This is a genomic window from Streptomyces sp. YJ-C3, assembly GCF_053891275.1.
The window spans coordinates 3,554,168-3,574,516 of the sequence record NZ_CM132685.1 but is presented as its reverse complement, the minus strand read 5'-3'; the positions used below and the strand labels follow the sequence as shown (position 1 = coordinate 3,574,516).

The window sequence follows — 20,349 nt, the reverse complement described above, 5'->3', positions numbered from 1 at the left end:
CGGTCCGGTTCGAGGCCCTCGCCGACAGCAGTGTTGGAGGGCTGGTACGGAAACTGGTCTCGGGCAATGACCCGGCGCCCTTCCAAACCCGCATATGGCGACGCCCGCCCACCCCATGGATTGGAGTCCCGCGGCGGACTGACCAGCAAGATCCACCTTGCCGTCGACGCGCGCGGACTACCCATGTCGGTCGTCTTGTCCCCGGGCCAGGCCGGGGACACTCGCACCTGCTGCCACTGCTGGAGCAGATAGCAGTCGGCCGTGACGGATCCGGCCGCCCTCGCACACACCCCGACCGGGTCCTGGCCGACAAGGCGTACTCCCACCCGTCGACCCGGGCGGCAATGCGAGCTCGCGGGATCGCGTCCACCAGTCCGGAACGCAGCGACCAGATCGCCCGCCGCACAGCCGAGGGCTCCCGCGACGGACGCCCACCCGCCTTCGATCCCGAGCGCTCCACCGCAGGACACGCCCTAGCCGCAGAGCTCCGGCTCCAGCAGGGCGACGGCCTCGCGCAGTCCCCCGGGTTGGACGGACCCGTCGATGACAGTGCCCCGCCAGCCGGGCCCCGCCAGATGGAGTGCCGGCTGTTGCCGTGCCCCTTTGAGTCCCCAGGCCGCTCGCTGGAGGTGCGCGGCGAGAGGGGTGCTCGCCAAGGACCGGGTCTGCGACCACAGCACTATGGCGGCCGGCCCGGTCCGGCGCACCGTGGCGACCAGTGCGTCGGCCGGAACGGCTGCGCCGAGCATCCGCGCGGGTCGGCCCACGTGCAGGAGCGCCGCGTGCAAGGCCTCGAGCGGCAGCGTGTGCTGTTCGCCGGGAACGCAGGCCAGGAGCACACGGGGCGCGTTTCGGATCGTCTGCGGAGAGTCCAGCAGGAACTGTGCGTTGCGCAGGGTGGTGGACACGTGCCAGGACAGCAGGTGTTCGACCTCGACGTAGCGGTCACCGGCGGACTCCCACTTGCGGCCGACCGCGTGCAGGGTCGGCATCATGAGTTCTTCCCACGCGGTGATCACCCCGTGGTGCCGGACGAAGGCGTCGAGCTGCTGCTGAACGGCGTCGGAGTCGAGGCGCAGAGCGGCACGGGCGAGTCCCCGGCATTCGGTCCGCACCATGCCAATCTGGAGAAAGGACGTGCCGGGGCCGTGGCTCTGCGGAGGGGCCGGCGCCGTACTGGCGGACATGGCGGTCTCGGTCGCTTCACCGTGCTGTGCGACGGCTCCGGCACGTTCTTTGGCGACGCGCGCGGCTTCGGCCGGAGGGATGCCGGAAGCCGTGAGGCGGCACATGTCCTCGATCATGGCGACGTCACGCGGGGACCAGCGACGGTGGCGACCATGATTCCGCTGGGCGGGACCCAGCCGGTAGCGCTGGTCCCATGACCGCAGCGTCGTGGGTGAAATGCCCAGGCGCCGGGCCAGCGATCCCGAGGTGATGCCCGCACCGTCGACCGCTGCCGGACGCCGGGGCGGCTGTTCGGGCACAGCGTGGGAGTTCATGCACGAAGTGTATCGACGCAACATCGTTGCGGTCCGGGGCGAGGCGTGGCGGCTGCACGGATCTGCTGCCGCGTGCATCTGCCCTGCCGCAAGGAACGGAACGTCCGGTGACACGGGTTCTTCCCGTCCCGCACATTCGCCTTGCTCCACAGGCCTGGCCGCCAGAGGTGACCGATGTCAGCCCCGTCCTCGATCCGCCATCCCTCGCCGGGGGATCTCGCGCTCATCGCACTGGGCGCCGAGGCGCCGACACCGGCGGACCAGCACGTGCCGGAGTGCGAGACCTGCCTGTCGACATTGAACTCGTTCCTGCGCGTGCTGGCGGCCGGCCGGGAGGGACCGGTAGCAGCCGCGCGGCCGCCCGACACGGTATGGGAGGCGATTCGACGCGAGCTGTAGTCCGGGGGGGGGCGACTCCCGCCCCACGCAGAAGCGATGCACATTCGATGCGACTCGAATTCAAGGCCTCCGCTGCCCCAGAGTGAAGATCACTTGACCGGCGACGGAAGGGCACGGGCCCATGCGCGCTCAGCGGACCACGCGGACTCTGCAGGACGGCCTGTGGGCACCTGTCGAAGAGTCCCTTGCCGACGAAGAGTTGGCCACCGGCCTTCGCCGCGGCCAGGAAGCGTGCCTGGAGGCCGCCTACCGTCGCTGGGGAACGCTCGTTCACACGCTGGCCTACCGGTCACTGGGCGACTCGCGCGAAGCCGAGGACGTCACCCAGCAGGTCTTCCTGGCCGTGTGGCGCGGCCGTGAGGGGTACGCCCCCGAGCGCGGCGCCTTCGTCGGCTGGGTCGTGGGCATCACCCGACGCAAGATCGCCGATGCCCTGAGCGCCCGGACCCGCCGGTCCGCACTGGCATCCGCCGCGGAGGCCTCGCTGAGCGCGGCACCGGCCGCCGACGACTCTACGCAGCGCACCCTCGACCGGGTGCTCATCAGTCACGAACTGGCACTGTTGCCCGCGGTACAGCGGCGCGTTCTGGAACTCGCCTTCTACAGCGACCTCACGCACAGTCAGATCGCTCAGGTGACGGGCTGGCCCCTGGGCACCGTCAAGAGCCACTCCAGGCGAGGGCTGAACCGGCTGCGGCTGCGGCTCGCCGCCACCGATGTCGCCTAGGGTCTGTTGCGACAGTGAGTGCTGAGGTCGCACTGGCTACGGAGCCGAGTGCGCTGTCGGTTGCGCTCCCGCTGCTCGGAGGATCTCGGCAGTGCTGTGGTGGGGGCCGTTGTCCGCCCAGTCGAGCGGGGACCAGCCTGTGCCATGGTCTTCGCGAAGGTTGGGATCGGCTCCGTGTGCCAGCAGTTGCCGGACCGTTTCGATGTGCCCCCAGCACGCCGCCGCACACAGCGGCGTGCCCTCCGAGCCGAGGCCGCTGCTCTCCGTGTCGGGAGAAGCCCCGGCTTCCATGAGGAGACGGGCTACTTCGAATTCGCCCTGCACCGATGCCAAGTACAGCGGAGTGGTGCCGTCACTGTTCCGCTTCTCTGGGTCTGCTCCGCTGCGCAACAGGGTCTTCGTACTCCGGGCGTCACCTGTCAGGATCGCCTCGAAAAGGCGGCGGGAGAGCTTCTTCTGCCGGCGCTGCTTCATAGCCGGTGAGGCTAACGATCATGGGTGCGCCGGAGCCACTCACATACATTCGTCGATCACCGCGACCAGCACCGTGGCTTCGTAGCGGACGGCGAGTTCGTCGTACCTCGTGGCTATGGCCCGGTGGCGCTTGAGACGATTGATCCCGCGCTACTCGCCCCCTCTGTGCCCAGAACCACTGGGACAGGCCGTTCACCGAACGGCGCCGCGCGCCATGCTCCGCTTCGCCCTCGCCCAGCTGACCGCGGCCTGCGCCATGGACTACCGCATCTTCCGCGACACCCTCTCCGGCGACCTCGGCATCCCCGCCGCCGGACTCGACGAGCGCGCCCCGCGGGTCCACGACGTCACGCTCGACGGCATCAGCCGCCCGTCCGCCCCGCCCTCGTGAGCCGTACCCACACCTCGCGGTGTGCTCGAGCACAGTCGCATGCGCTTCGGTTGGGCCCAGGACTCATTGCTCCGCCCCAGCGGACTGCTTAGCGTGATCGACATCCCCGCCATCGATGTCTCGCCGCGCGTTCTGCGGACGAGACGTTCTACGTGCTGCCGGAGTTCTCCGTGAATCCCTCCCCGCTCTCGCCCGACGACTGGCTGCTCTACGAGCGGCTGGCGTCCGGGGCCTCGGGAGGCCTGGAACCGCTCCGCGAGGAGCTGGGCGCCGACGTCGTGCGCACGGCGCTGGAACACCTTCATGTCTGGGGCCTGGTGGAGCACGACAGGACCGGGGGCATGCCGCAGGCGGTGGAACCGGGCACGGGGCTGAGCCGTGTCGTGCGGGCCTGGGACGCGGCACTGGACGAGGTACGGGCGTCCGCCCAGGAGGTGGCCGAACGGTGGCGCCGCGGCCGGGGATCGCGCAGCGACCCGGTCGAGATCCTCGAACCCGGGGATGCCGGGCCGGCCGCTTTCGACGCCCTTCAGCGGGCCGCGCGGGACGAGGTCCTGATCCTCGACCGGCCGCCCTGCGTCTCGCCGGACCGCTTCAATGCCGTGCAGGTGGAGATGATGCGGGAGCGCCAGGTCCAGTACCGCACGGTGTACGCGCATGCCGCGCTGGCCACCGAGGAGGGTGAGGGGTCGGTGCGGGCGGCGGTGTCGGCCGGGGAGCTGGCGCGGACGACGGACCGGCTGCCGATGAAGCTGGTGGTGGTGGACCGGCGGGTCGCGGTGATTCCACTGGAGCAGCAGGAACGGTCCTCGCACCGGGCGGTGCTGGTCCGTCCGTGCGCGCTGCTGGAAGCACTCCTGGAGTTGTTCGAGTCGGTGTGGGCGCGGGCGCTGCCGTTGCCCCTGACCGAGGCGCTCCCAGCGCGGCCCTCGGTGCCGGCGGAGGACGAGCAGTTGGTGCGCCTGCTCGTGTCGGGACTGACGGACGCGGCGATCGCACGGGCGCTGGGCTGTGCGGCGCGGACGGTGCAGCGGCGCATCGCCCGGCTCATGGAGACGAGCGGCAGCGTCAACCGTCTGCAGCTCGGGATTCATCTGGCCTCGGCCGGCTGGGGACCCGCGCGCCGAGCCCGCGAATAGTGTCGCCTCCGTCACCTCCGCCCTGAATGCACGGAGTTCACGAGGCCGTCGCCGGCCGGGCAGGTGGCCGCGGCGAGCGAGCCCCCGCATCGGTCGTCTGCCAGGAGCCGGAGCAGGGCGCGCGACAGGGCTTCAGTGTCGACAAGTGGATGCTGTCGCAATGTCGCCACCACCGTTTCCCGCCAGGCGAGTTCACGACACCCGCCGGTGACGAGGGGACGGTCACCTCCGGCGGGAACGCGGGAAACGACCGCCCGCGGAGCGCAGGACGTACACCGCTTGAGCTGCTCCAATTCCGTTACTAAATAGGCGAGTTGGTATGTCACGCAGCCGACATCGGGAGTGCGGCGAAACCGCTCCGCAGGCACGAGCGAGGGGTGATGACGCCTGCGGCCCCGGCATCCGGACCACCGCACCTACCAACCGGTAACCGTTGACGTTCCCCTGACGGTGATCGCAAGCTCGTGTCCCGGCGGCGGAGTTGATCTCCACCGCACACGAGCAGTCCGGCGGAATCCTCCACCACTGCTCCGGCCCGCGCCCGGCCGTCCCTTCACACCACGCCCACCGTCACGGTCCGCCCGTGCGCACCGCCCTGCCCGGAGGTACCCGTTGTCCCCCGCACCCCCGAAGCCGTGGTTCAGACAACTCACCGGCACCCATGTCCGCGCGCTCTTCGCGGCCTGGATCGGCTACCTGCTCGACGGTTTCGACTTCGTTCTGCTGACGTACGTCCTGAGTGACATCAGCGCCGAGTTCGACGTGTCCCTGGCGACCGCCAGCACCCTGTTGGTGGCGACCTTCGGGTCCCGATGGCTGGGAGGAGTCGTCTTCGGGTCCGTCGGCGACCGCTACGGCCGCAAGGCGGCGATGGTCTGGTCGATCGTCCTGTACTCGGGCGGCACGTTCCTGTGCGGCCTCGCCTGGAACTTCGCCGCCCTGTTCGCGTTCCGCCTCATCGTCGGCATCGGTATGGCGGGCGAGTACGGAGCGAGCAGTACCTACGCGGTCGAGAGCTGGCCCGCGCACCTGAAGAACAAGGCCAGCGCCTTCCTGATCACCGGCTTCGCGGTCGGCGGGCTCGTCGCGGCCCAGGTGTACGCCCCGGTGGTCGACCACTTCGGCTGGCGCTCCCTGTTCTTCCTCGGCCTGCTGCCCGTCTTCGTCGCCCTGTACATCCGCAAGTCCGCACCCGAGAGCGCCGAATGGCAGGCCGCCGCCCGCGAACAGGGCACTGTGCGCTCCCTCTCCGCCCTGTCGCTGTTCTCCCGGCAGCGCCTGCCGGTGACACTCACGCTGATCCTGGTCGTGTTCCTGGCGTTCTGCACCAACTGGCCGGTCTCCGGGCTGATGCCCTCCTATCTGGACTCACTCGGCTACAGCCGCCGGAGCAGCGGCGACATCATGTTCTACGCCGGCCTGGGCACCGTTCTCGGCACCGCGGCCTCGGGGTTCCTCGGGGACCGGTTCGGAACCGCCCGCACCTACGCGTCGGTGCTCGCCGTGTCCTTGGTGTTCCTCTTCCCCGTCTTCGCCGTCGGCGGCGGCCGGCCCCTGCCGCTGGTGCTCCTGCTGTTCTGCTTCATGGGCACCAACTTCGGCATCTCCGGACTCCTGCCCAAGTACCTCTACGACTACTTCGACGCCGGGACCCGGGCCTCCGGCCTCGGCACCGTCTACAACATCGGCGCCGTCGGCGGCGGCGTCGCCCCGTGGTGGGGCGCCGTGCTCGGCGACAGCTGGGGGCTGGGCACGGCGATGGTCAGCCTGACGGCCGTCGGGGTCGTCGCCCTCGTCCTGCTGGTCTTCCTCGACGTCCCCGGGCGCCTGTTGCGCCGTCGGGCCCGGCTCTTTCCGGATGTGCCCGAACTGGCCAAGGCGCCCGCCGCAGCCGGCCTTCCCGTCTCCCCCCGAAGCAGCTCCGAGCGGAAAGCAGCCGCCACCCATGACTGAATCCACCACCGCGACCGCCGGCGACCCTCACCTGCTCTCCCGGCCGGAACGCCTCGAGGGACGTGTCCGCGCCCTGCTGCCCAGCCTCAATCCGGCCGCCACCCGCATCGCCCGGGTCCTGCTGGAGGACCGCGCCCGCGCCGCGCAGCTGACGATGACACAGCTGGCCGAGCTGGCCGGCACCAGCGAGTCCTCCGTCGTCCGCGCCACCCGGGCGCTCGGCTTCGGCGGCTACGCTCAACTGCGCCTCGCGCTGGCCGCCGAAGCCGCCCGAGAGGCGGGCGAACGGCCCGTCACCGGGGACATCTCCCGCGACGACGCCCTGCCCGACGTCATCGCCAAGCTGGCCGGCGAAGAGATGAAGGCCATCTCCGACACCGCGGCCCAGCTCGACGCCGTCGTCCTCGACAGGGTCATCGACCTGCTCATCGGCGCACGACGGATCACCGTCCACGGCTCCGGCGCCTCCGGCCTGGTGGCCACGGACCTGCACCACAAGCTGGAGCGCATCGGCTATCTCAGCCACGTCCATCTCGACATCCATGCCGGTCTGACGAGTACCGCCCTGCTCGGCGAGGCCGACGTGGCCATCGGGATCTCCTACTCGGGCGAGACACGTGACGTCGTGGACCCGCTGCGGCAGGCCGCCGCCACCGGCGCCGCCACCGTCGCCATCACCAACCACCCACGGTCCACGCTGGCCCGCAGCTGCGGTCATCTGCTGCGCCCCGCGGGAGGCGAGAGCCCGTTCCGGCCCGGCGCCCTGGCGAGCAGGATCAGCCAACTCCTCACCATCGACTGCCTCTTCGTCGGCATCACCCAGCGCACCTACGACACCACCATGCGCGCCCTGTCCCTGACCCACGACGCGCTGCAGCAGCGGCGCACGCCCGCAAGGACGCGGCACTCATGAGCGCGGTGCACTCCGCCGGCCACCCCCGCCCGGCCGCACCGGCCGCCGCACCGCCCGGGGGCGCACCCGACGCGCGGGTGGCCGCGGTGGACATCGGCGGCTCCGGCATCCGTCTGACCGTGTCCGGAACCGACCGCACCGCGCACGGTCCCGGACGGGCCGTCACCGGCGACGGACTCGACACCGAGGCCCTGCTCACCGCCGTGAAGAACGCGCTGCGGTCACTGCGCCTGCCCGAGAGCACCCCCATCACGGCCGTGGCCGTGGGCATGAGCGGGCTGCTGGCCCTCACCGCGAACCCGGCCCGCCTGATGACGGATCTCGCCCATCTGTTCGGTGCCCGGCACGTGGTGCTGACCTCCGACGTACTCACCTCCCACATCGGCGCACTCGGGATGCGGCCCGGCGCGGTCGTCGCCGCAGGCACCGGGGCGGTGGCGCTGGGCACCGACTTCGCGCAGTGGTGGCGCCACCGCGACGGCTGGGGGCATCTGCTCGGGGACGAGGGCAGCGGCGCGTGGATCGGAGCCGAGGGCCTGCGCGCCGCGCTACGGTCCCACGACGAGCGTCCCGGCGGTTCAACGGCGCTGCTGCACCTGGCCGTCGACCGCTTCGGCCCTTGTGCGCGGTGGCCTTCCCGGATCTACCCGCACGGCGACGTCGCCGGCCGTCTCGCCTCCTTCACCACCGACGTCGCCGACGCCGCCCACCGGGGCGACGCCGTGGCCCGCAGCATCTGGCAGCGCGCCGCGGAGCATCTGGCCGACAGCGTCGTCGCGGCGCTGCCGGCCGCCCACCACGAACCGCTCGTGTCCTGGTGCGGAGGTCTCTTCCGCGCCGGAGCACTGCTGCGTGACCCGTTCCGGGCGGCCGTACGCCGTGCCGCGCCGCACGCCCGGCTGACCGAGCCCGCCGGCTCCTCGCTGGACGGCGCCGCACAGCTGGCCCGCCTCGCCCACCGCGCCCCGGACCAGCTCCCCAGGGCCGCCCCCTACTTACGGGCGCTCGCCCTCTGAAGACCCCCTGTCGCACCACCACCCGTACCACCACCCGCACCACCACCCGCACCAACCAAGGGAAACAACTGCCGTGAACACCAAGCGATTTGCCCTCATCGGCGCCGGACTCTTCGGCGAACGCCACGCCCAGGCCTACCACCGCTCCCCCTACGTGGACTTCGCCGCCGTGTGCGACATGCGCCCCGGCCGGGCCGAGGAGATCGCCGCCACGTACGGCGCCGCCCATGCCACCCGTGACCACCGGGACGTTCTCGCCGACGCCACCATCGACGCCGTCTCCATCGCCACCCCTGACCACCTGCACCGCGATCTGGCCGTGGCCGCGGCCGAAGCGGGCAAGCACATCCTCGTGGAGAAGCCACTGGCCACCACGGTGGAGGACGCCCGCGCCATCGACGACGCCGCCCGTGCCAACGGGGTCAAGCTCATGGTCGACTTCCACAACCGGGTCAACCCGATGATGTACTCCGCCCAACAGGCCATCGCCCGCGGTGACATCGGCACGCCCGCCTACGTCTACTCCCGGCTGAGCAACACCCTGGGCGTGGCCACCGGCATGCTCTCCTGGGCCGGCCACTCCTCGGCCCTGTGGTTCCTGGCCAGCCACACCATCGACGTCGTGCGCTGGATGCTCGACGACGAGGTCACCCGCGTCTACGCGGTCAGCCGCGACAAGATCCTGCGCGAACGCGGCATCCCCACCGCCGACTTCCACGCTGCAACCGTGGAGTTCGCCGGGGGCGCCGTCGCCGTGTTCGAGTCCGCGTGGATCCTGCCCGACACCCACTCCACCGTGAAGGACCTGAAGCTGGAGATCCTCGGCGACAAGGGCGCGCTCAACATCGACGGCTCCCACAACCGCGCCCTGGAGCTGTACACGGCCGAGCGCAGCACCTTCCCCGACCTGTACGCCCCGCCCACCGGCGAGCACCTCACCGGCTTCGTGCTGGACGCCATCGCCTACTTCGTCGACGCCGTCGTCTTCGACAAGCCGGTCCTCGCCACCGGCCAGGACGGCATCGAGGTCACGAGGATCCTGTGCGCGATCGAGGAGTCCGTGCGCAGCGGACAGCCCGTGGACCTGTAGGCCCGCGTACGGGACTGAGCCACATGCCTCGGCGCACACGTCAGGTCGACAGCGGCTCCGGAGCCCCGCGCCTGAGCGGGACGGCCCCGTGGGAGGCGTCCGGGCGCGAGCCCTGACAATGGCGTCGATGACACTCACAGGTGCTGCGGTGGTGCTCGAGCACCACCGCAGCACCGAACGGAAGGCAGCACTCCATGGCATCCGCCGTCCCGCCCCCTGACGCGGTGGCCATCCTCGACCTGGTCCGTGTCCGCGTCGACGCCCTGGCACGGGACAGCAGCGACGATCCGCTCCTGGAGGGCATGCCCGACGACATCGCCCGTCACGAACTCCCGCTCACCGCGCGTCGCTACTACGCCGCAGCACTGCGCCTGATGCGTTCGGGCGGGCAGTTCGACCGCTCCGACCTCGAACTGGCCCGTCACCGCGCCGCGCAGCGCGCCGAAGAGGGCATGCCGCTCCCTCTCGTCCTGCACAACTGGCAGCACGCGGCCCGCCTGCTGTGGCAGGCCTGCGTCGACGCCGCGGGCGATCGGCACATCGCCGGTCTCGGCTACCTGGGCCACCAGTTGTACGCCTTCCAGGACGCCGCCCTGCAGGCGGTGACGGAGAGCTATCAGGCCCGGCTCTCCGTACTGCGGGACGAGGACCTGGGTACCGGCCGAATGCTGGCACAAGCCCTCCTGGCAGGGCAGGAACCAGGCCCTGAGACGGGTCACGCCACCAGTGCGCCCCTCGCCTCCCGTTACGCGATCCTCACCCTGACGCTGCCGCCTCTGCCGTCCTCACCCGCCCGTCCGGTGACGCACGAGGTGACCACACGGCGCCGTGTCCGTCAGGTGGCGACCGCGCTCGCCCACCACCACGCGGGCCGCACCAACCTCGCCGTACTCGAAGCGACCCACGCCCAGATCCTGCTCCCCGCCGACACGCACGAACCCGACCCGGTCGTCGCCGAGCGGGCGAACGCCCTGCATCGCGCCCTGCGCACGGAGACCCGCCTCGACATCCGCGCCTCCTGCACCGATCCCGCCGAGATCCGCCACCTGCCCGCGTCCGCACGCGTCGGGCACGACCTGCTGCGTCTGGCCCGCTCCTCCACTGCCGCGGGCGATCACACACACCGCATCGCCGACCACGCTCTGGACTATCACCTCACCCACGTCTCCCCCGCTCAGGCCACACTCCTCGGGCAGATCGAACCGCTGCACCCGCACCCGGAGCTGGTCGACACCCTGCGCGCCTGGTTCACCAACGACCTGGACCGCGCGCGCACCGCCAGGGCATTGGGCGTCCATCCCAATACCGTGAACAACCGGCTCCACAGGGTCGGACGGCTCCTCGACGCGGACGTCACCTCGTTCACCACCCAGATGACGCTCGCCACGGCCCTCACCATCCACGGCCATCGGGCGGATCACGGCTGAAGCCGACGCCCTCGTTCGTCCCCTGGCTCACGCGGTTCCGATGCCGCCGGGAGCGGGCAGCACCTCTTCGACGGGCCCCCGCCGCACACAACGACCGCCCTCGAACAGCACGGCCTCCCCGGTCAGCGCACGCACCGCGGGCAGGTCATGGCTGACGAACACCAGGGCCGTCCGCGCAGGGGCGAGCAGGCGGGGCAGGGCGTCGAGGACCCGTTCCCGGGAGACGGTGTCTGCCCGCACCAGCGCACAACGTTGCAGTTGTCCGCCATGTCGGTGATCTCGCCGAGCTTCTCGACGCGTGGGACGCGCCGGCGGCCGTGCTGATCGGCCGCTCCTACGGCGCCGACCTCGCCTCGCGGTTCTGCCTGGCGCATCCGGAGCGAGTGGCCGCGACGCTGCTGCTGTGCGGGCCGTTCGTCGGTGAGTGGCGCACCGCGGACCGAGCGGAACGGGGCCGCCGCATGACCGCACCGCAACAGGCACGGCTCCACGAGCTCCAGCAATTGCCGCACCGCACGGAGCAGCAGGAGGTCGAGTTGCTCACGCTGTCCTGGTTCACCGACCACGCCGATCCCGAACGCGGCCGGCATTGGGCCGCGCAGGGCGCGCGGAGTCGGCGCCCCGTCAACTGGACCATGAACCGTGAACTCGGCGCGGAGGGGCGGAAGGAACCGCTCGTCCGACGCCTCGGCGAGCTTCGCGCACGTCTGCCCGCGCAGGTGGAGATCCTCGGCGGCGGAGACGATCCCCGCCCGCTGTCGGCACTCGCGTCGCTGGCGGTCCGGCTCGGTGTCCCGCTGACACGGATCGACGGCGCGGGGCACGAGCCCTGGCTGGAACGGCCCGATGAGGTACGCGGGCATCTCCGGAGATTCGTGCGGGGCGCGGTCGGACTGTAGGCCTCGACGGGCGCCGCTCCCCACCCTGCTCCGCTGACAGGAGAACGCTGAGAGGAGAACCCGGTCAGTCCGCCAGGCAGCAGTCCCCGCACTTCCCGCCGCCCGGGATGCGGTAGTACAGGCAGCAACTGCGGCGGCGGAACGTCAGCCCCGGGCCGGTGATCCGGCCGGTGCCACGAAGCCGTCCCGTCTCCAGCAACTCCCTTGTGAGGCACACGAGTTCTGTACGCAGGTCCGGCCGAGCCCTGAGCAGCACCGCCGCCGACCCGACGAGCGCGGACGCGACGTTCCCCGCCAGCAGCCCCGGGGCGATGGTGACGGTGAGTCTGCTCTCCAGTTCCTCCAGTGGGCCGTTGACCTCCGCGTACACGGCCTCCGCAAGGGACGGCAAGCACCCGGCGGGCCGTCCCGTCGGAGCCGCCAGGCGGAGCGCCGGACCGCCTCCGGCCCATTCCACCGTGCTCGTGTCGGGCACGATCCGGTGCAGGAGCGTGCAGGCCAGCACCGGTGACCAAAGACGGGCGGCGAGCCCCAGGTGCGCGAGGGAGACGCCTACGCGGGCTTCGTCCGTGGCGCAGCGGTCGTTGACCGCCCGCGCGAGAACGGCGAATTCCGACGAGGCGAGCCGCCCGCTCCCGGATGCCCGTCCTGCGGGCCTCTCCGCCGTCTCCAGGACGAAGAATCCGTCGAGTCTCGCGACCTCGTGAAGCGCCTCGATCACGCTCCCGCGCGAGAGCTCGCTCGGCTCCTCACTCACGACAAGTCCCTTCAGCGCTGTGGTGGTTCGGACATCCGGAGCCGAGGGCTCAAGAGGTCCTGAGGCGGCGCGGCGGCTTGAAGAGGTACAGATCGAGAATCTCCGGAAGGGGTGCGACGCCCGGCCCGCCGGCGGTGATCCAGTCGGCTATGTCCTCGGTGGCGTCACGGTCGTTGACGAGGCCGAGCCACACCGGGCGGGCACCCGCCGCCCGCCCGGCCTCCGAGGGCTGTACGACGATGACGTTGGCCTGGTCGCAGACATCCAGGCACTCGGAGACGCGGACCGGCGCGACCGCCCGCAACCGCGCGGTCTGCGCCGCGTGATCACCGCTCACCTTGGCGCTGCCGCAGCAGCAGTCGCGGCACACCACCACCCTGCACGGAACCTCGCGGCCCCGTGCTGCGCCCTTCTCGTCAGCCGGCCTCTTGGGCATGCCGCACTCCTCCCTCTCCGGGGAAGTCCGCCCCGGGGTCCGTCGAGGAGGCGACAGCGTGAGTCTCCTGGCTCTCGGGTCGAAGCTCGTCCCGGCCTTCCCACCCGTCCTGGGCAGTGGCTCGTCGGGATCCGCTCGCCGATCACAGTGGCGGTACCGCACCGGATTCACACCGGATTCCTCGAACCGCCGTCGCCTATGTCGTCGGCAATCATGCCATCCGGCCCGCCGCCGGATCGCCTGCGGCCTCACCAGTACGGCCATGTCCCGCTCCCCTACCGCGCCGGCGCCCAAACGCTCACCTCGCGCACGTGTGGATCATGCCGCAAACCTCCGCCACACGGCCCGCTCCGCACAAGTCCCGGAACGGAAGCCGGAGTAGCCTCCTAATTAAACTAACTGGTAAGTTTAATTTATGAAGCGGAACACCACCTCCCGAGCCCGTCTTCTCGCCGCGGCCGAGGGCGTCTTCTATGAGCGGGGGATCGTCTCGACCAACGTCGACGCCGTCGCCCAGGAAGCGGGAGTGACGAAGCCGACCCTGTACGCCCACTTCCCGTCGAAATCGGCGCTGGCGGCGGAAGCGCTCAGAAGTCGGCATGCGCGGCGGGCCGCCGATCTGGAGACGTACCTCTCCACCGAGGCGTCAGGGGAACCGCGTCTGCTCGCCGTGTTCACGTGGCTGGCCGACTGGTACGAGGGCCACGGGAAGAGAGGGTGTGCCTTCGTCAACGCCGCCGCCGAGCTGTCACCGTCGGACGAGCTGGTCTCGGTCGCGGCGCAGGAGGAGAAGCAGTGGCTGCTGAACACGCTCGGGCGGCTGTGCGAGGAGGCCGGTGCCAGGTCCCCTGAGGTGCTCGCCTCCCAACTCCTGCTCCTCATCGACGGCGTGGCCGGACGCGTGGTCGTCCACGGTCCCGGGGCCGCGGCCGGCGCGGTCGACGACGCGGCGCGGGCGGCCGCGGTGCTCGTCGCGGCGGCCACGGGCGCTCATGCGTAGCCTGTCCGACCGCCCGGTCCAGCGGGCCACACGGATCGTGGCGGGGCTGGCCCTGTTCGGCTTCTCCCTGGCACTGCTCCTCAAAGCGGGTCTCGGCGCCGACCCGTGGACCGTCTTCACGCAGGGCATCGCTCTGGCCACCGGCCTCTCGCTCGGCGAGGTGGTCGTCGTCGTCTCGCTGGTCCTGCTGGTGCTGTGGCTCCCGCTGCGCCAGCGTCCCGGCTTGGGCACGGTCGCCAACGCGTTGCTCGTCGGGCCGTTCCTCGACCTGGGCATCGCGTGGCTCCCCGCCGCGCACCACCTGGTCGAACGGGCGGTCTTCCTCGTGGTGGCGGTGTGCGGCGTGGCCGTCGCGACCGGTCTCTACGTGGGGGCGGGCTGGGGCCCGGGTCCCCGTGACGGGCTGATGACCGGGCTGGCCGAGCGCGGCGTTCCCGTCGTGGCGGCGCGTGCGGCGATCGAGGTGTCGGTGCTGGCCGCGGGATGGCTGCTGGGCGGCGGTGTCGGCATCGCCACGGTGGTGTTCGCCCTCGCGATAGGCCCCCTCGTCGGCTATGCGCTGCCGAAGCTGACGCTGGGCCGACCGGACCGGGGCCGGTGAGACGGCCCGGTCGGGTACGTACGCCGAACCCGACTGTCCCGCGCCGGGGTTCCCTTCACCGCCCTGATTTCCGTTGCCGCGGCCGGAACGACAGGGAAAGTCAGCGGCGCTGTGCTCCTCGGTGGTCCGCCGCGTCCTCGCAGACCAGCCTGTGCGTGTCCGAGCTGATCGATCTGGACGGCTTCCCTTCGGGCAGCGCGGGGGCCACCGCCCGGAACACCGCGCGCACCCGTTCCTCGTCGTACTCCCAGAGGTTCGCGGTCGCCCGCAGGGACGCCCCTCCCCCGGGCAGCAGCTCGGCCTCGTGGAAGGCGCCGCTGTCGCGGAGGGCCTCGATGCCGCCGAGGCGCGCTGCCGCGCCCGGGGAGCAGACGGTCCACCACGCGTAGCCCCGCAGGGCCGTGTCCAGTTCGGGGAACGTGTCCTCCAGCAGCAGGCCGATCTCACGCTCCAGCGCGGTCCTGCCCGTCACGGATTCCGCGTCGTCCGCGATGCTTCCGTAGAGGATGTCCGTGTGCCGGTGCAGTTGCGTACGGAAGAAGGCGATCCAGCGGTGCTGGGTCTCGTCGCGGGTGCCCGGGTCGGTGAATTCCTCCGTGGAGCGGGACGCGACGAGTGAGACGACCTCGGGGGTGTCGCGGTCCCGGTCCACGTCGACATACAGCGACGGCTGGTCGGGGTGGCCGTCGGGGCCGACGGTGCTGAGGGCGACCGTCGCCTGACCGGGCATGTCCTCCAGATCCCGCAGAAAGGCGCGCCAGTTCTTCGGGGACCAGTGGACCTCGTACGGTCTCTTGCGCCGACGGGTCGGCTCGAGAAGCACCAGGGTCGCCCACAGCTCTCCGGGGGCGGCTTCGCCGCGGCTGAGTGCGACGGCGCGACCGGAGAAGTCCGCGTCGGATGCGAAGGTCGCCCCCAGCGGCCCCGCGAGTGCCTCGATCGCGGCGGTGAACCAGCGTTCGGCCAGCTCGCGGTAAGCGGCACCGGTCGTCGGGCAGGGCAGATCGATCTCCGCCCGCAGCGTGGAGTTGAGTGTGATCTCGCCGTGCTTCGTGTCCCGACCGGCCATGCCCGCCCCCTCCGACCCGCACCTCACCCGGGCGCGGGAGGGCAGCCTAAGCCACCCCGCCCAGCGGCTTCCGTGCCGTACGGGCATCCCACCGCGCGTCACGTCCTCTCGGAATTGGCGGACCGGGCGTCGCGGGCGATGCCCTCGGCCCAGGCGGTGACCTGCTCGAAGCTCCGGTAGTCCCCACCCCTGCCGGACCTGACGATCATCCGTGCCGTGAAACCGCGGGCGTGCTCGTCGAGCCGGCCCCCGAACGTGACGTGGCCCCGCGCGTCGATCCGGTCCGCGACGCGGCGCACACCTCGCACCGGCGCGATGTCCCGGTCCGGGGCGGAGGCGTCGAGCGGACCGCTGCTGAACAGCCACACCGGGCGCGTCGCCAGGTCGCGGCGGGCCCGGCGGGCGAAGCGGCGGGCGTCCCGGTGCCAGCGGCCCGCGTACAGGGCGCCGCCGAGCACCACGGCGTCGTACGCGGACACGTCCACGCCGACCTCGTCGGCGGGGCACACCGTCATGGCGCACCCTTCCTTGGCCAGGACCTCGCCCAGGTGCCGGGCGATCTCTGCGGTGGAGCCGTTCTTCGTCCCGTAGGCGATCAGCACGCGAGGCTCCCTGTCGGCCATGGCCGTCAACCTCCCTTGGTGAGGGGTGTGTTGTCGCGCAGCACGGCGAGGTGCTTGCGGTACTCGTCCGCGTCCAGCTCCCCGCGGGCGTACCGTTCGGCGAGCAGTTGCTCGGCCCGCCCGGGCGGCATCTCACGGTCGTCGAAGCGGCGGGACGTGCCGCGGCTGAGCGCGAACGCGGCCAGGCCGAGCAGCCCCCAGAGCGCAAGGACGCTCGCCGCCATCAGCGTGTATCCCCAACTGTTCATGTAGGGGCCCATATTGCCGAACATCGCCGTCTCCCTCCGTGTTCTCCCGTTCTCGTGTTCTCGTGTGTTCACCGCTTGCGCAGCCAGTGCTCCTGGATCCCGTGCATCGCCGGCTCGTCGGGGCGCAGGTGTGCGTCGTCCTGCCGGTACGACATCTTGTCGACGACGGCGACGACGCCGTCGATGTGTCCGGTCATGCGGGCGGCGATGTCCTTCTCGCTGCGCCGCTCGACCTGGCCGGTCAGGGTGACCACGCCCTCGTGGACCTGGACGGTGAGGGTTTCCGGCGTCAGCCACAGGCAGCGCACCAGCACCTCGTCGACGACCTCGCGGCGGATCTCGTCGTCACGGCGCAGGAACACCTGGAGCAGATCGCGGCGCGTGACGATGCCGACGAGCCGGTCCTCCTCGTCGACCACCGGCAGCCGCTCCACCTTGCGGTGGGCCATGGTGCGGGCGGCCTCGGCGATCGTGTCGTCGGCGTGGACCGTGACGGCCGGCTCGGACATCAGCTGACCGGCGGTACGAGCGGTCTCCTTGCGGCGGGTGCCGCGGGCACCGCGGCGCAGCCGCGAGAGCCATCGGCGCCTGCCGCGGGACTCGGGTTCGGCCTCGTCGCGTTGGCGGATCATGAGATCGGTCTCGGAGATCACACCGATGACCCGCTCGTCGTCGTCCACCACCGGCAGGCCGCTGATCCGGTGCCGGTTCAGCAGCCGTGCGACTTCTTTGAAGGGCGTGGCGTACTCGGCGTGCACGACCTCCGCCACCATCACGGATCCGACCTTGCTGTGCTTCATCTCCGCCGGCTCCTCTCGTCGTTCGTCGTCAGCGCAGTCGCCTGAGGTAGGGGTCCCGGGTCCGGGCCGGCGCGAGGCGTATCCGGGCATCGACGACCGTGACACCGCCGGAACGGGCGAGCACCGGGTTGAAGTCGGCCTCGGCGAGCTGCGGCAGGTCGCTCGCCATATGGGACAGCCGCAGCAGGAGTTGTTCCAGGCCTTCGAGGTCGACGGGGCCCCGTGCGCCGTGCCCGAACAGCAGCGGGGCACAGCGCGGCGCGGTGATCAGGTCGTGGACGTCGTGGTCCGTGAGCGGCGCAAGGCGGCCCGCCTGGTCGGCGAGGACCTCGTGGGCGGTGCCGCCGAGTCCGAAGAGGACGAGCGGTCCGAACACGGCGTCCTGCACGACGCCCGCGAAGAGCTCAATGCCGCGCGGGGCCAGCGGCTGCACCACCACTCCGGTCAGCACGCCGCCGAAACGGATCTCGAAGTCCCGGTGTGCCGCCCGCACTTGGCTGTCGCCGCGCAGGTCCAGATGCACGGCGCGCTGCTGGGTCCTGTGCAGGAGGCCGGGCCAGTGCGCCTTGAGCACGACGAGGCCGTCGGCTCCCCTGAGGCGTTCGGCGGCGAGCACGGCCTCGTCCTCGGTTCCCGCCCAGGCCCAGGGCAGCTGCGGAATGCGGTAGCAGTCGAGGAGTTCGGCGCAGGCGCGCGGGTCGAGCCAGCCGCCGTCCCCGGATGCGCCCAGGTGGCGCTCGGCCACGCCGCGGGCGCGCTCCGGGTCGAGGCCTTCGGGCGCGGGGACGGTCCCCGGGGGCCGGGACAGCCAGTCGGCGCGTGCGGCCGCGTGGGCGAGGGCGCGGGCGGCGGCCTGGGGATCGGCGTAGGACGGCACGGGCCCCTGGTCGGCAGGGAGCAGGCGGACGGATTCGGCCTGGTCGAGGAGGACCGCGGCCAGCGGGCGGGTGCGGCGTCGTCCGGGGGCCCGGGTGAGGGACCGGACGAGATCGTCGCCGGTCGCGGCGGACACGGCGGTCGGCACCAGCGCCACGAGGATCGCGTCGACGGCGCCGGATCCGGTCAAGAGGTCCACGCAGTCGCGGAGTTGGTCCTCGGTGACCGTGGCGCCGGCGTCGACGGGGTTGACGGCGCTCGCTCCGCGCGGCAGGACGGCGAGCAGCTCGTCGACGAGGCCGGGCCCGAACGGCGGCAGGGTCAGCCCCGCTTCCGCGCAGGCGTCGGCGGTGAGCACGGCGGCGCCGCCCGCGTTGGTGACGATGCCGGTCCGGCGTCCGGCGGGCAGGGGCTGCGCGTACAACAGGGCCGCCGCGTCGAGGAGTTCGGGGATCGTGCGGGTGGCCGTGATGCCGGCCTGTGCGAACAGGGCCTGCCGGGTCATGGTGCGGGTGGCGGCGGCAGCGGTGTGCGCGGCGGCCGCGCGGCGCCCCGCCTCGGTGCGGCCCGCGTCCACGGTCAGCACGGGCATCCGGCGGGTCACGCGGCGGGCGGTCCGGGAGAACGCCCGCGGGTTGCCGAACGATTCGAGGTGCAGCAGCGCGAGGCCGGTGCGCTCGTCGCTCTCCCACCATTGGAGCAGGTCGTTCCCGCTGACGTCGTACTTGTCGCCGAGCGAGACGAAGCTGGACACGCCGATACCGAGGCGGGCCAGGCCGCCGAGCAGGGCGATGCCGACGCCGCCGGACTGGGCGGCGACTCCGGCGGTGCCCGGGGCCGGGTGCGCGGCGGCGAAGGTGGCGTCGAGGCGGACCGTCTCCTCGGTGTTCGCCAGGCCGAGGCAGTGCGGCCCGACGAGCCGCATGCCGTGGGTGCGGCACGTCTCCAGGAGGACGGCGGCCCGGGCCGGGTCGAGTCCGCCGGTGACGACGAGCAGCGCGTGCGCGCCGAGCTTGCCGCACTCCTCGGCGATCCCGACCATCTCATCGGCGGGCACCGCCAGCACCACCAGGTCCGGGACCTCGGGCAGTGCGGAGACGGCCGGGAAGGCGTGCACCCCGAGGACGGCGGCGGCCCGGTGGTGCACGGCGTGCAGCCGGGCGGTGCAGCCGCCGGTGCGCAGGTTGCGCAGGATCGCGCGCCCGGGCGAGCCGGGCCCCCGGCCCACGCCGACCACGGCGACCGAGCGGGGCCGCAGCAGGGGCACGAGGCTGGCGACCGCGGCGGCCCGCCCGCGCTGCTCCACCGCGGTCAAATAGGTCTCGCTCTGGGCGAGTTGGACGGTGCAGCGGACTTCGGGCCCGTCGAACCGGCGGGCGGTGCGCAGTCCCAGGTCGGCGAAGACCTTCAGCACCTCGTGGTTCTCGGCGAGGGCGTCCGCGGTGAACGCGGCGATGCCGTCCGCGCGGGCGGCTGAGACCAGATGTTCCAGGAGGAGGGTGCCGACGCCCCGGTGGTGCCAGTCGTCCCCCACGGCGAGTGCGATCTCGGCGGCGTCCGTGCCCGGCGTCCGCTCGTACTCGGCGACTCCCACCAACTGCCCTTCGTGCTCGGCCAGAAGCCCCCGGTGTCCCTTGTCGGACGTGTCGCAGATCCGGTCCGCGGCCCGGCGTGCCGAGTCGCGGCTCAGCCCGAAGAAGCGCAGCCGCAGGTTCCCCGGCGACATCTCCTCGTAGAGTTCCCGCACCTTGGCGTGGTCCGCGCCGCGCGGCGGACGGATCCGTACGGTCGTTCCGTCGACGAGGAGCGAGTGTGTCCCGGCCGTGGCGTTGCGCCTGTCCGTCATGTCCTCGCCCTCCGGCGACTTCGGACGCCGACTCGGTCGCCGGCCTCCTCGTCCAGCGTCCGGCGTGCGCGCCCCGGCTCCCAGGGGCGGGCGGGGCAGAGGGACGGGGCCGTCCGGCCCTGTGCCCCCACCGCGCGGACCGGCCCGACGCGGCGCCCCGAGC

Annotated in this window: 22 protein-coding genes, 1 pseudogene and 1 riboswitch; of the genes and pseudogenes, 12 read left to right on the top strand and 11 right to left on the bottom strand. The window is 71.9% G+C overall.

What is annotated here, in order from left to right:
* Nucleotides 1-473: 473 nt before the first annotated feature.
* Nucleotides 474-1,502: a MerR family transcriptional regulator gene (locus tag ACVHNB_RS15650; protein ID WP_456228373.1), complete on the bottom strand. Its 1,029-nt coding sequence runs from the start codon at nt 1,500-1,502 to the stop codon at nt 474-476.
* Nucleotides 1,503-1,676: 174 nt separating this feature from the next.
* On the opposite strand from ACVHNB_RS15650, the gene ACVHNB_RS15645 reads away from it, so the two are divergent.
* Entirely contained in the window at nt 1,677-1,901 is a 225-nt protein-coding gene (locus ACVHNB_RS15645) for a hypothetical protein (protein WP_428950553.1), read from the top strand.
* A gap of 121 nt (nt 1,902-2,022) precedes the next feature.
* Nucleotides 2,023-2,628: a sigma-70 family RNA polymerase sigma factor gene (locus tag ACVHNB_RS15640; RefSeq protein ID WP_428950554.1), complete on the top strand. Its 606-nt coding sequence runs from the start codon at nt 2,023-2,025 to the stop codon at nt 2,626-2,628.
* Nucleotides 2,629-2,664: 36 nt separating this feature from the next.
* Here the strand turns inward: ACVHNB_RS15640 and ACVHNB_RS15635 are convergent, their stop codons facing one another.
* Nucleotides 2,665-3,102, bottom strand: a complete 438-nt coding sequence (locus ACVHNB_RS15635; protein ID WP_456228372.1) for an ankyrin repeat domain-containing protein — start codon at nt 3,100-3,102, stop codon at nt 2,665-2,667.
* A 39-nt stretch (nt 3,103-3,141) separates the two neighbouring features.
* Nucleotides 3,142-3,249, bottom strand: a pseudogene (locus ACVHNB_RS15630) (IS5 family transposase); the annotation flags it as partial.
* A 67-nt stretch (nt 3,250-3,316) separates the two neighbouring features.
* On the opposite strand from ACVHNB_RS15630, the gene ACVHNB_RS15625 reads away from it, so the two are divergent.
* The 7 genes from ACVHNB_RS15625 (at nt 3,317) to ACVHNB_RS15595 (ending at nt 11,031) form a co-directional block, all read left to right on the top strand.
* Nucleotides 3,317-3,493 carry a hypothetical protein gene (locus tag ACVHNB_RS15625; protein WP_428950556.1) on the top strand — a complete coding sequence of 59 codons (177 nt, stop codon included), beginning with the start codon at nt 3,317-3,319 and terminating at the stop codon, nt 3,491-3,493.
* A 170-nt stretch (nt 3,494-3,663) separates the two neighbouring features.
* On the top strand, nt 3,664-4,632 hold the full coding sequence (locus ACVHNB_RS15620; RefSeq protein ID WP_456228371.1) for a hypothetical protein: 969 nt from the start codon (nt 3,664-3,666) through the stop codon (nt 4,630-4,632).
* Between the two features lie 612 nt (nt 4,633-5,244).
* A complete protein-coding gene (locus tag ACVHNB_RS15615) occupies nt 5,245-6,585 on the top strand; it encodes an MFS transporter (RefSeq protein WP_456228370.1) in 1,341 nt (446 codons plus the stop codon).
* On the top strand, nt 6,578-7,498 hold the full coding sequence (locus ACVHNB_RS15610; RefSeq protein WP_428950559.1) for a MurR/RpiR family transcriptional regulator: 921 nt from the start codon (nt 6,578-6,580) through the stop codon (nt 7,496-7,498). Before ACVHNB_RS15615 ends, ACVHNB_RS15610 begins: the two co-directional genes overlap by 8 nt.
* Nucleotides 7,495-8,514, top strand: a complete 1,020-nt coding sequence (locus tag ACVHNB_RS15605) for an N-acetylglucosamine kinase (RefSeq protein ID WP_456228369.1) — start codon at nt 7,495-7,497, stop codon at nt 8,512-8,514. The genes ACVHNB_RS15610 and ACVHNB_RS15605 overlap by 4 nt, the downstream gene beginning before the upstream one ends.
* A 73-nt stretch (nt 8,515-8,587) precedes the next feature.
* A complete protein-coding gene (locus ACVHNB_RS15600; RefSeq protein WP_456228368.1) occupies nt 8,588-9,604 on the top strand; it encodes a Gfo/Idh/MocA family protein in 1,017 nt (338 codons plus the stop codon).
* 194 nt (nt 9,605-9,798) lie between these two features.
* The gene (locus ACVHNB_RS15595; RefSeq protein ID WP_428950562.1) at nt 9,799-11,031 is read left to right on the top strand and encodes a PucR family transcriptional regulator; all 1,233 of its coding nucleotides are present in this window, start codon (nt 9,799-9,801) and stop codon (nt 11,029-11,031) included.
* A gap of 27 nt (nt 11,032-11,058) precedes the next feature.
* On the opposite strand, the gene ACVHNB_RS15590 is transcribed toward ACVHNB_RS15595, so the two are convergent.
* On the bottom strand, nt 11,059-11,271 hold the full coding sequence (locus tag ACVHNB_RS15590) for a hypothetical protein (protein WP_456228367.1): 213 nt from the start codon (nt 11,269-11,271) through the stop codon (nt 11,059-11,061).
* Between ACVHNB_RS15590 and ACVHNB_RS15585 the strand changes: the two genes are divergently transcribed.
* Nucleotides 11,262-11,930, top strand: coding sequence for an alpha/beta fold hydrolase (locus tag ACVHNB_RS15585; RefSeq protein ID WP_456228890.1), 669 nt, complete (start codon nt 11,262-11,264; stop codon nt 11,928-11,930). The genes ACVHNB_RS15590 and ACVHNB_RS15585 overlap by 10 nt on opposite strands.
* A 64-nt stretch (nt 11,931-11,994) precedes the next feature.
* Here the strand turns inward: ACVHNB_RS15585 and ACVHNB_RS15580 are convergent, their stop codons facing one another.
* Together ACVHNB_RS15580 and ACVHNB_RS15575 are read right to left on the bottom strand one after the other, a co-directional pair.
* On the bottom strand, nt 11,995-12,687 hold the full coding sequence (locus tag ACVHNB_RS15580) for a (2Fe-2S)-binding protein (protein ID WP_456228366.1): 693 nt from the start codon (nt 12,685-12,687) through the stop codon (nt 11,995-11,997).
* 49 nt (nt 12,688-12,736) lie between these two features.
* On the bottom strand, nt 12,737-13,123 hold the full coding sequence (locus ACVHNB_RS15575; protein ID WP_428950566.1) for a hypothetical protein: 387 nt from the start codon (nt 13,121-13,123) through the stop codon (nt 12,737-12,739).
* Nucleotides 13,124-13,164: 41 nt separating this feature from the next.
* Nucleotides 13,165-13,329, bottom strand: a riboswitch (cobalamin riboswitch).
* Nucleotides 13,330-13,538: 209 nt separating this feature from the next.
* Here ACVHNB_RS15575 and ACVHNB_RS15570 point away from each other — a divergent pair.
* Nucleotides 13,539-14,123, top strand: a complete 585-nt coding sequence (locus ACVHNB_RS15570) for a TetR/AcrR family transcriptional regulator (protein ID WP_456228365.1) — start codon at nt 13,539-13,541, stop codon at nt 14,121-14,123.
* Entirely contained in the window at nt 14,116-14,724 is a 609-nt protein-coding gene (gene yczE, locus ACVHNB_RS15565) for a membrane protein YczE (protein WP_428950568.1), read from the top strand. Before ACVHNB_RS15570 ends, yczE begins: the two co-directional genes overlap by 8 nt.
* 100 nt (nt 14,725-14,824) lie before the next feature.
* Here yczE and ACVHNB_RS15560 read toward each other — a convergent pair whose 3' ends face one another.
* From ACVHNB_RS15560 to ACVHNB_RS15540, 5 genes are all read right to left on the bottom strand, one after another.
* A complete protein-coding gene (locus ACVHNB_RS15560; protein WP_456228364.1) occupies nt 14,825-15,793 on the bottom strand; it encodes a hypothetical protein in 969 nt (322 codons plus the stop codon).
* A 98-nt stretch (nt 15,794-15,891) separates the two neighbouring features.
* Nucleotides 15,892-16,416 (bottom strand): flavodoxin domain-containing protein, encoded by a 525-nt coding sequence (locus ACVHNB_RS15555; RefSeq protein WP_456228363.1) that lies wholly within the window; start codon nt 16,414-16,416, stop codon nt 15,892-15,894.
* 5 nt (nt 16,417-16,421) lie between these two features.
* A complete protein-coding gene (locus ACVHNB_RS15550; RefSeq protein WP_428950571.1) occupies nt 16,422-16,688 on the bottom strand; it encodes an SHOCT domain-containing protein in 267 nt (88 codons plus the stop codon).
* A gap of 44 nt (nt 16,689-16,732) precedes the next feature.
* A complete protein-coding gene (locus tag ACVHNB_RS15545) occupies nt 16,733-17,464 on the bottom strand; it encodes a CBS domain-containing protein (protein ID WP_456228362.1) in 732 nt (243 codons plus the stop codon).
* Between the two features lie 28 nt (nt 17,465-17,492).
* The gene (locus tag ACVHNB_RS15540; RefSeq protein ID WP_456228361.1) at nt 17,493-20,186 is read right to left on the bottom strand and encodes a bifunctional acetate--CoA ligase family protein/GNAT family N-acetyltransferase; all 2,694 of its coding nucleotides are present in this window, start codon (nt 20,184-20,186) and stop codon (nt 17,493-17,495) included.
* Between the last annotated feature and the right edge of the window lie 163 nt (nt 20,187-20,349).

Coding starts and splice junctions, on each gene's coding strand:
- ACVHNB_RS15550 (WP_428950571.1), bottom strand. CDS start 16,688: ATGTTCGGCAATATGGGCCCCTACATGAACAGTTGGGGATACACGCTG.
- ACVHNB_RS15595 (WP_428950562.1), top strand. CDS start 9,799: ATGGCATCCGCCGTCCCGCCCCCTGACGCGGTGGCCATCCTCGACCTG.
- ACVHNB_RS15650 (WP_456228373.1), bottom strand. CDS start 1,502: ATGAACTCCCACGCTGTGCCCGAACAGCCGCCCCGGCGTCCGGCAGCG.
- ACVHNB_RS15635 (WP_456228372.1), bottom strand. CDS start 3,102: ATGAAGCAGCGCCGGCAGAAGAAGCTCTCCCGCCGCCTTTTCGAGGCG.
- ACVHNB_RS15610 (WP_428950559.1), top strand. CDS start 6,578: ATGACTGAATCCACCACCGCGACCGCCGGCGACCCTCACCTGCTCTCC.
- yczE (WP_428950568.1), top strand. CDS start 14,116: ATGCGTAGCCTGTCCGACCGCCCGGTCCAGCGGGCCACACGGATCGTG.
- ACVHNB_RS15570 (WP_456228365.1), top strand. CDS start 13,539: ATGAAGCGGAACACCACCTCCCGAGCCCGTCTTCTCGCCGCGGCCGAG.
- ACVHNB_RS15560 (WP_456228364.1), bottom strand. CDS start 15,793: ATGGCCGGTCGGGACACGAAGCACGGCGAGATCACACTCAACTCCACG.
- ACVHNB_RS15575 (WP_428950566.1), bottom strand. CDS start 13,123: ATGCCCAAGAGGCCGGCTGACGAGAAGGGCGCAGCACGGGGCCGCGAG.
- ACVHNB_RS15625 (WP_428950556.1), top strand. CDS start 3,317: ATGCTCCGCTTCGCCCTCGCCCAGCTGACCGCGGCCTGCGCCATGGAC.
- ACVHNB_RS15640 (WP_428950554.1), top strand. CDS start 2,023: ATGCGCGCTCAGCGGACCACGCGGACTCTGCAGGACGGCCTGTGGGCA.
- ACVHNB_RS15645 (WP_428950553.1), top strand. CDS start 1,677: ATGTCAGCCCCGTCCTCGATCCGCCATCCCTCGCCGGGGGATCTCGCG.
- ACVHNB_RS15555 (WP_456228363.1), bottom strand. CDS start 16,416: ATGGCCGACAGGGAGCCTCGCGTGCTGATCGCCTACGGGACGAAGAAC.
- ACVHNB_RS15540 (WP_456228361.1), bottom strand. CDS start 20,186: ATGACGGACAGGCGCAACGCCACGGCCGGGACACACTCGCTCCTCGTC.
- ACVHNB_RS15605 (WP_456228369.1), top strand. CDS start 7,495: ATGAGCGCGGTGCACTCCGCCGGCCACCCCCGCCCGGCCGCACCGGCC.
- ACVHNB_RS15545 (WP_456228362.1), bottom strand. CDS start 17,464: ATGAAGCACAGCAAGGTCGGATCCGTGATGGTGGCGGAGGTCGTGCAC.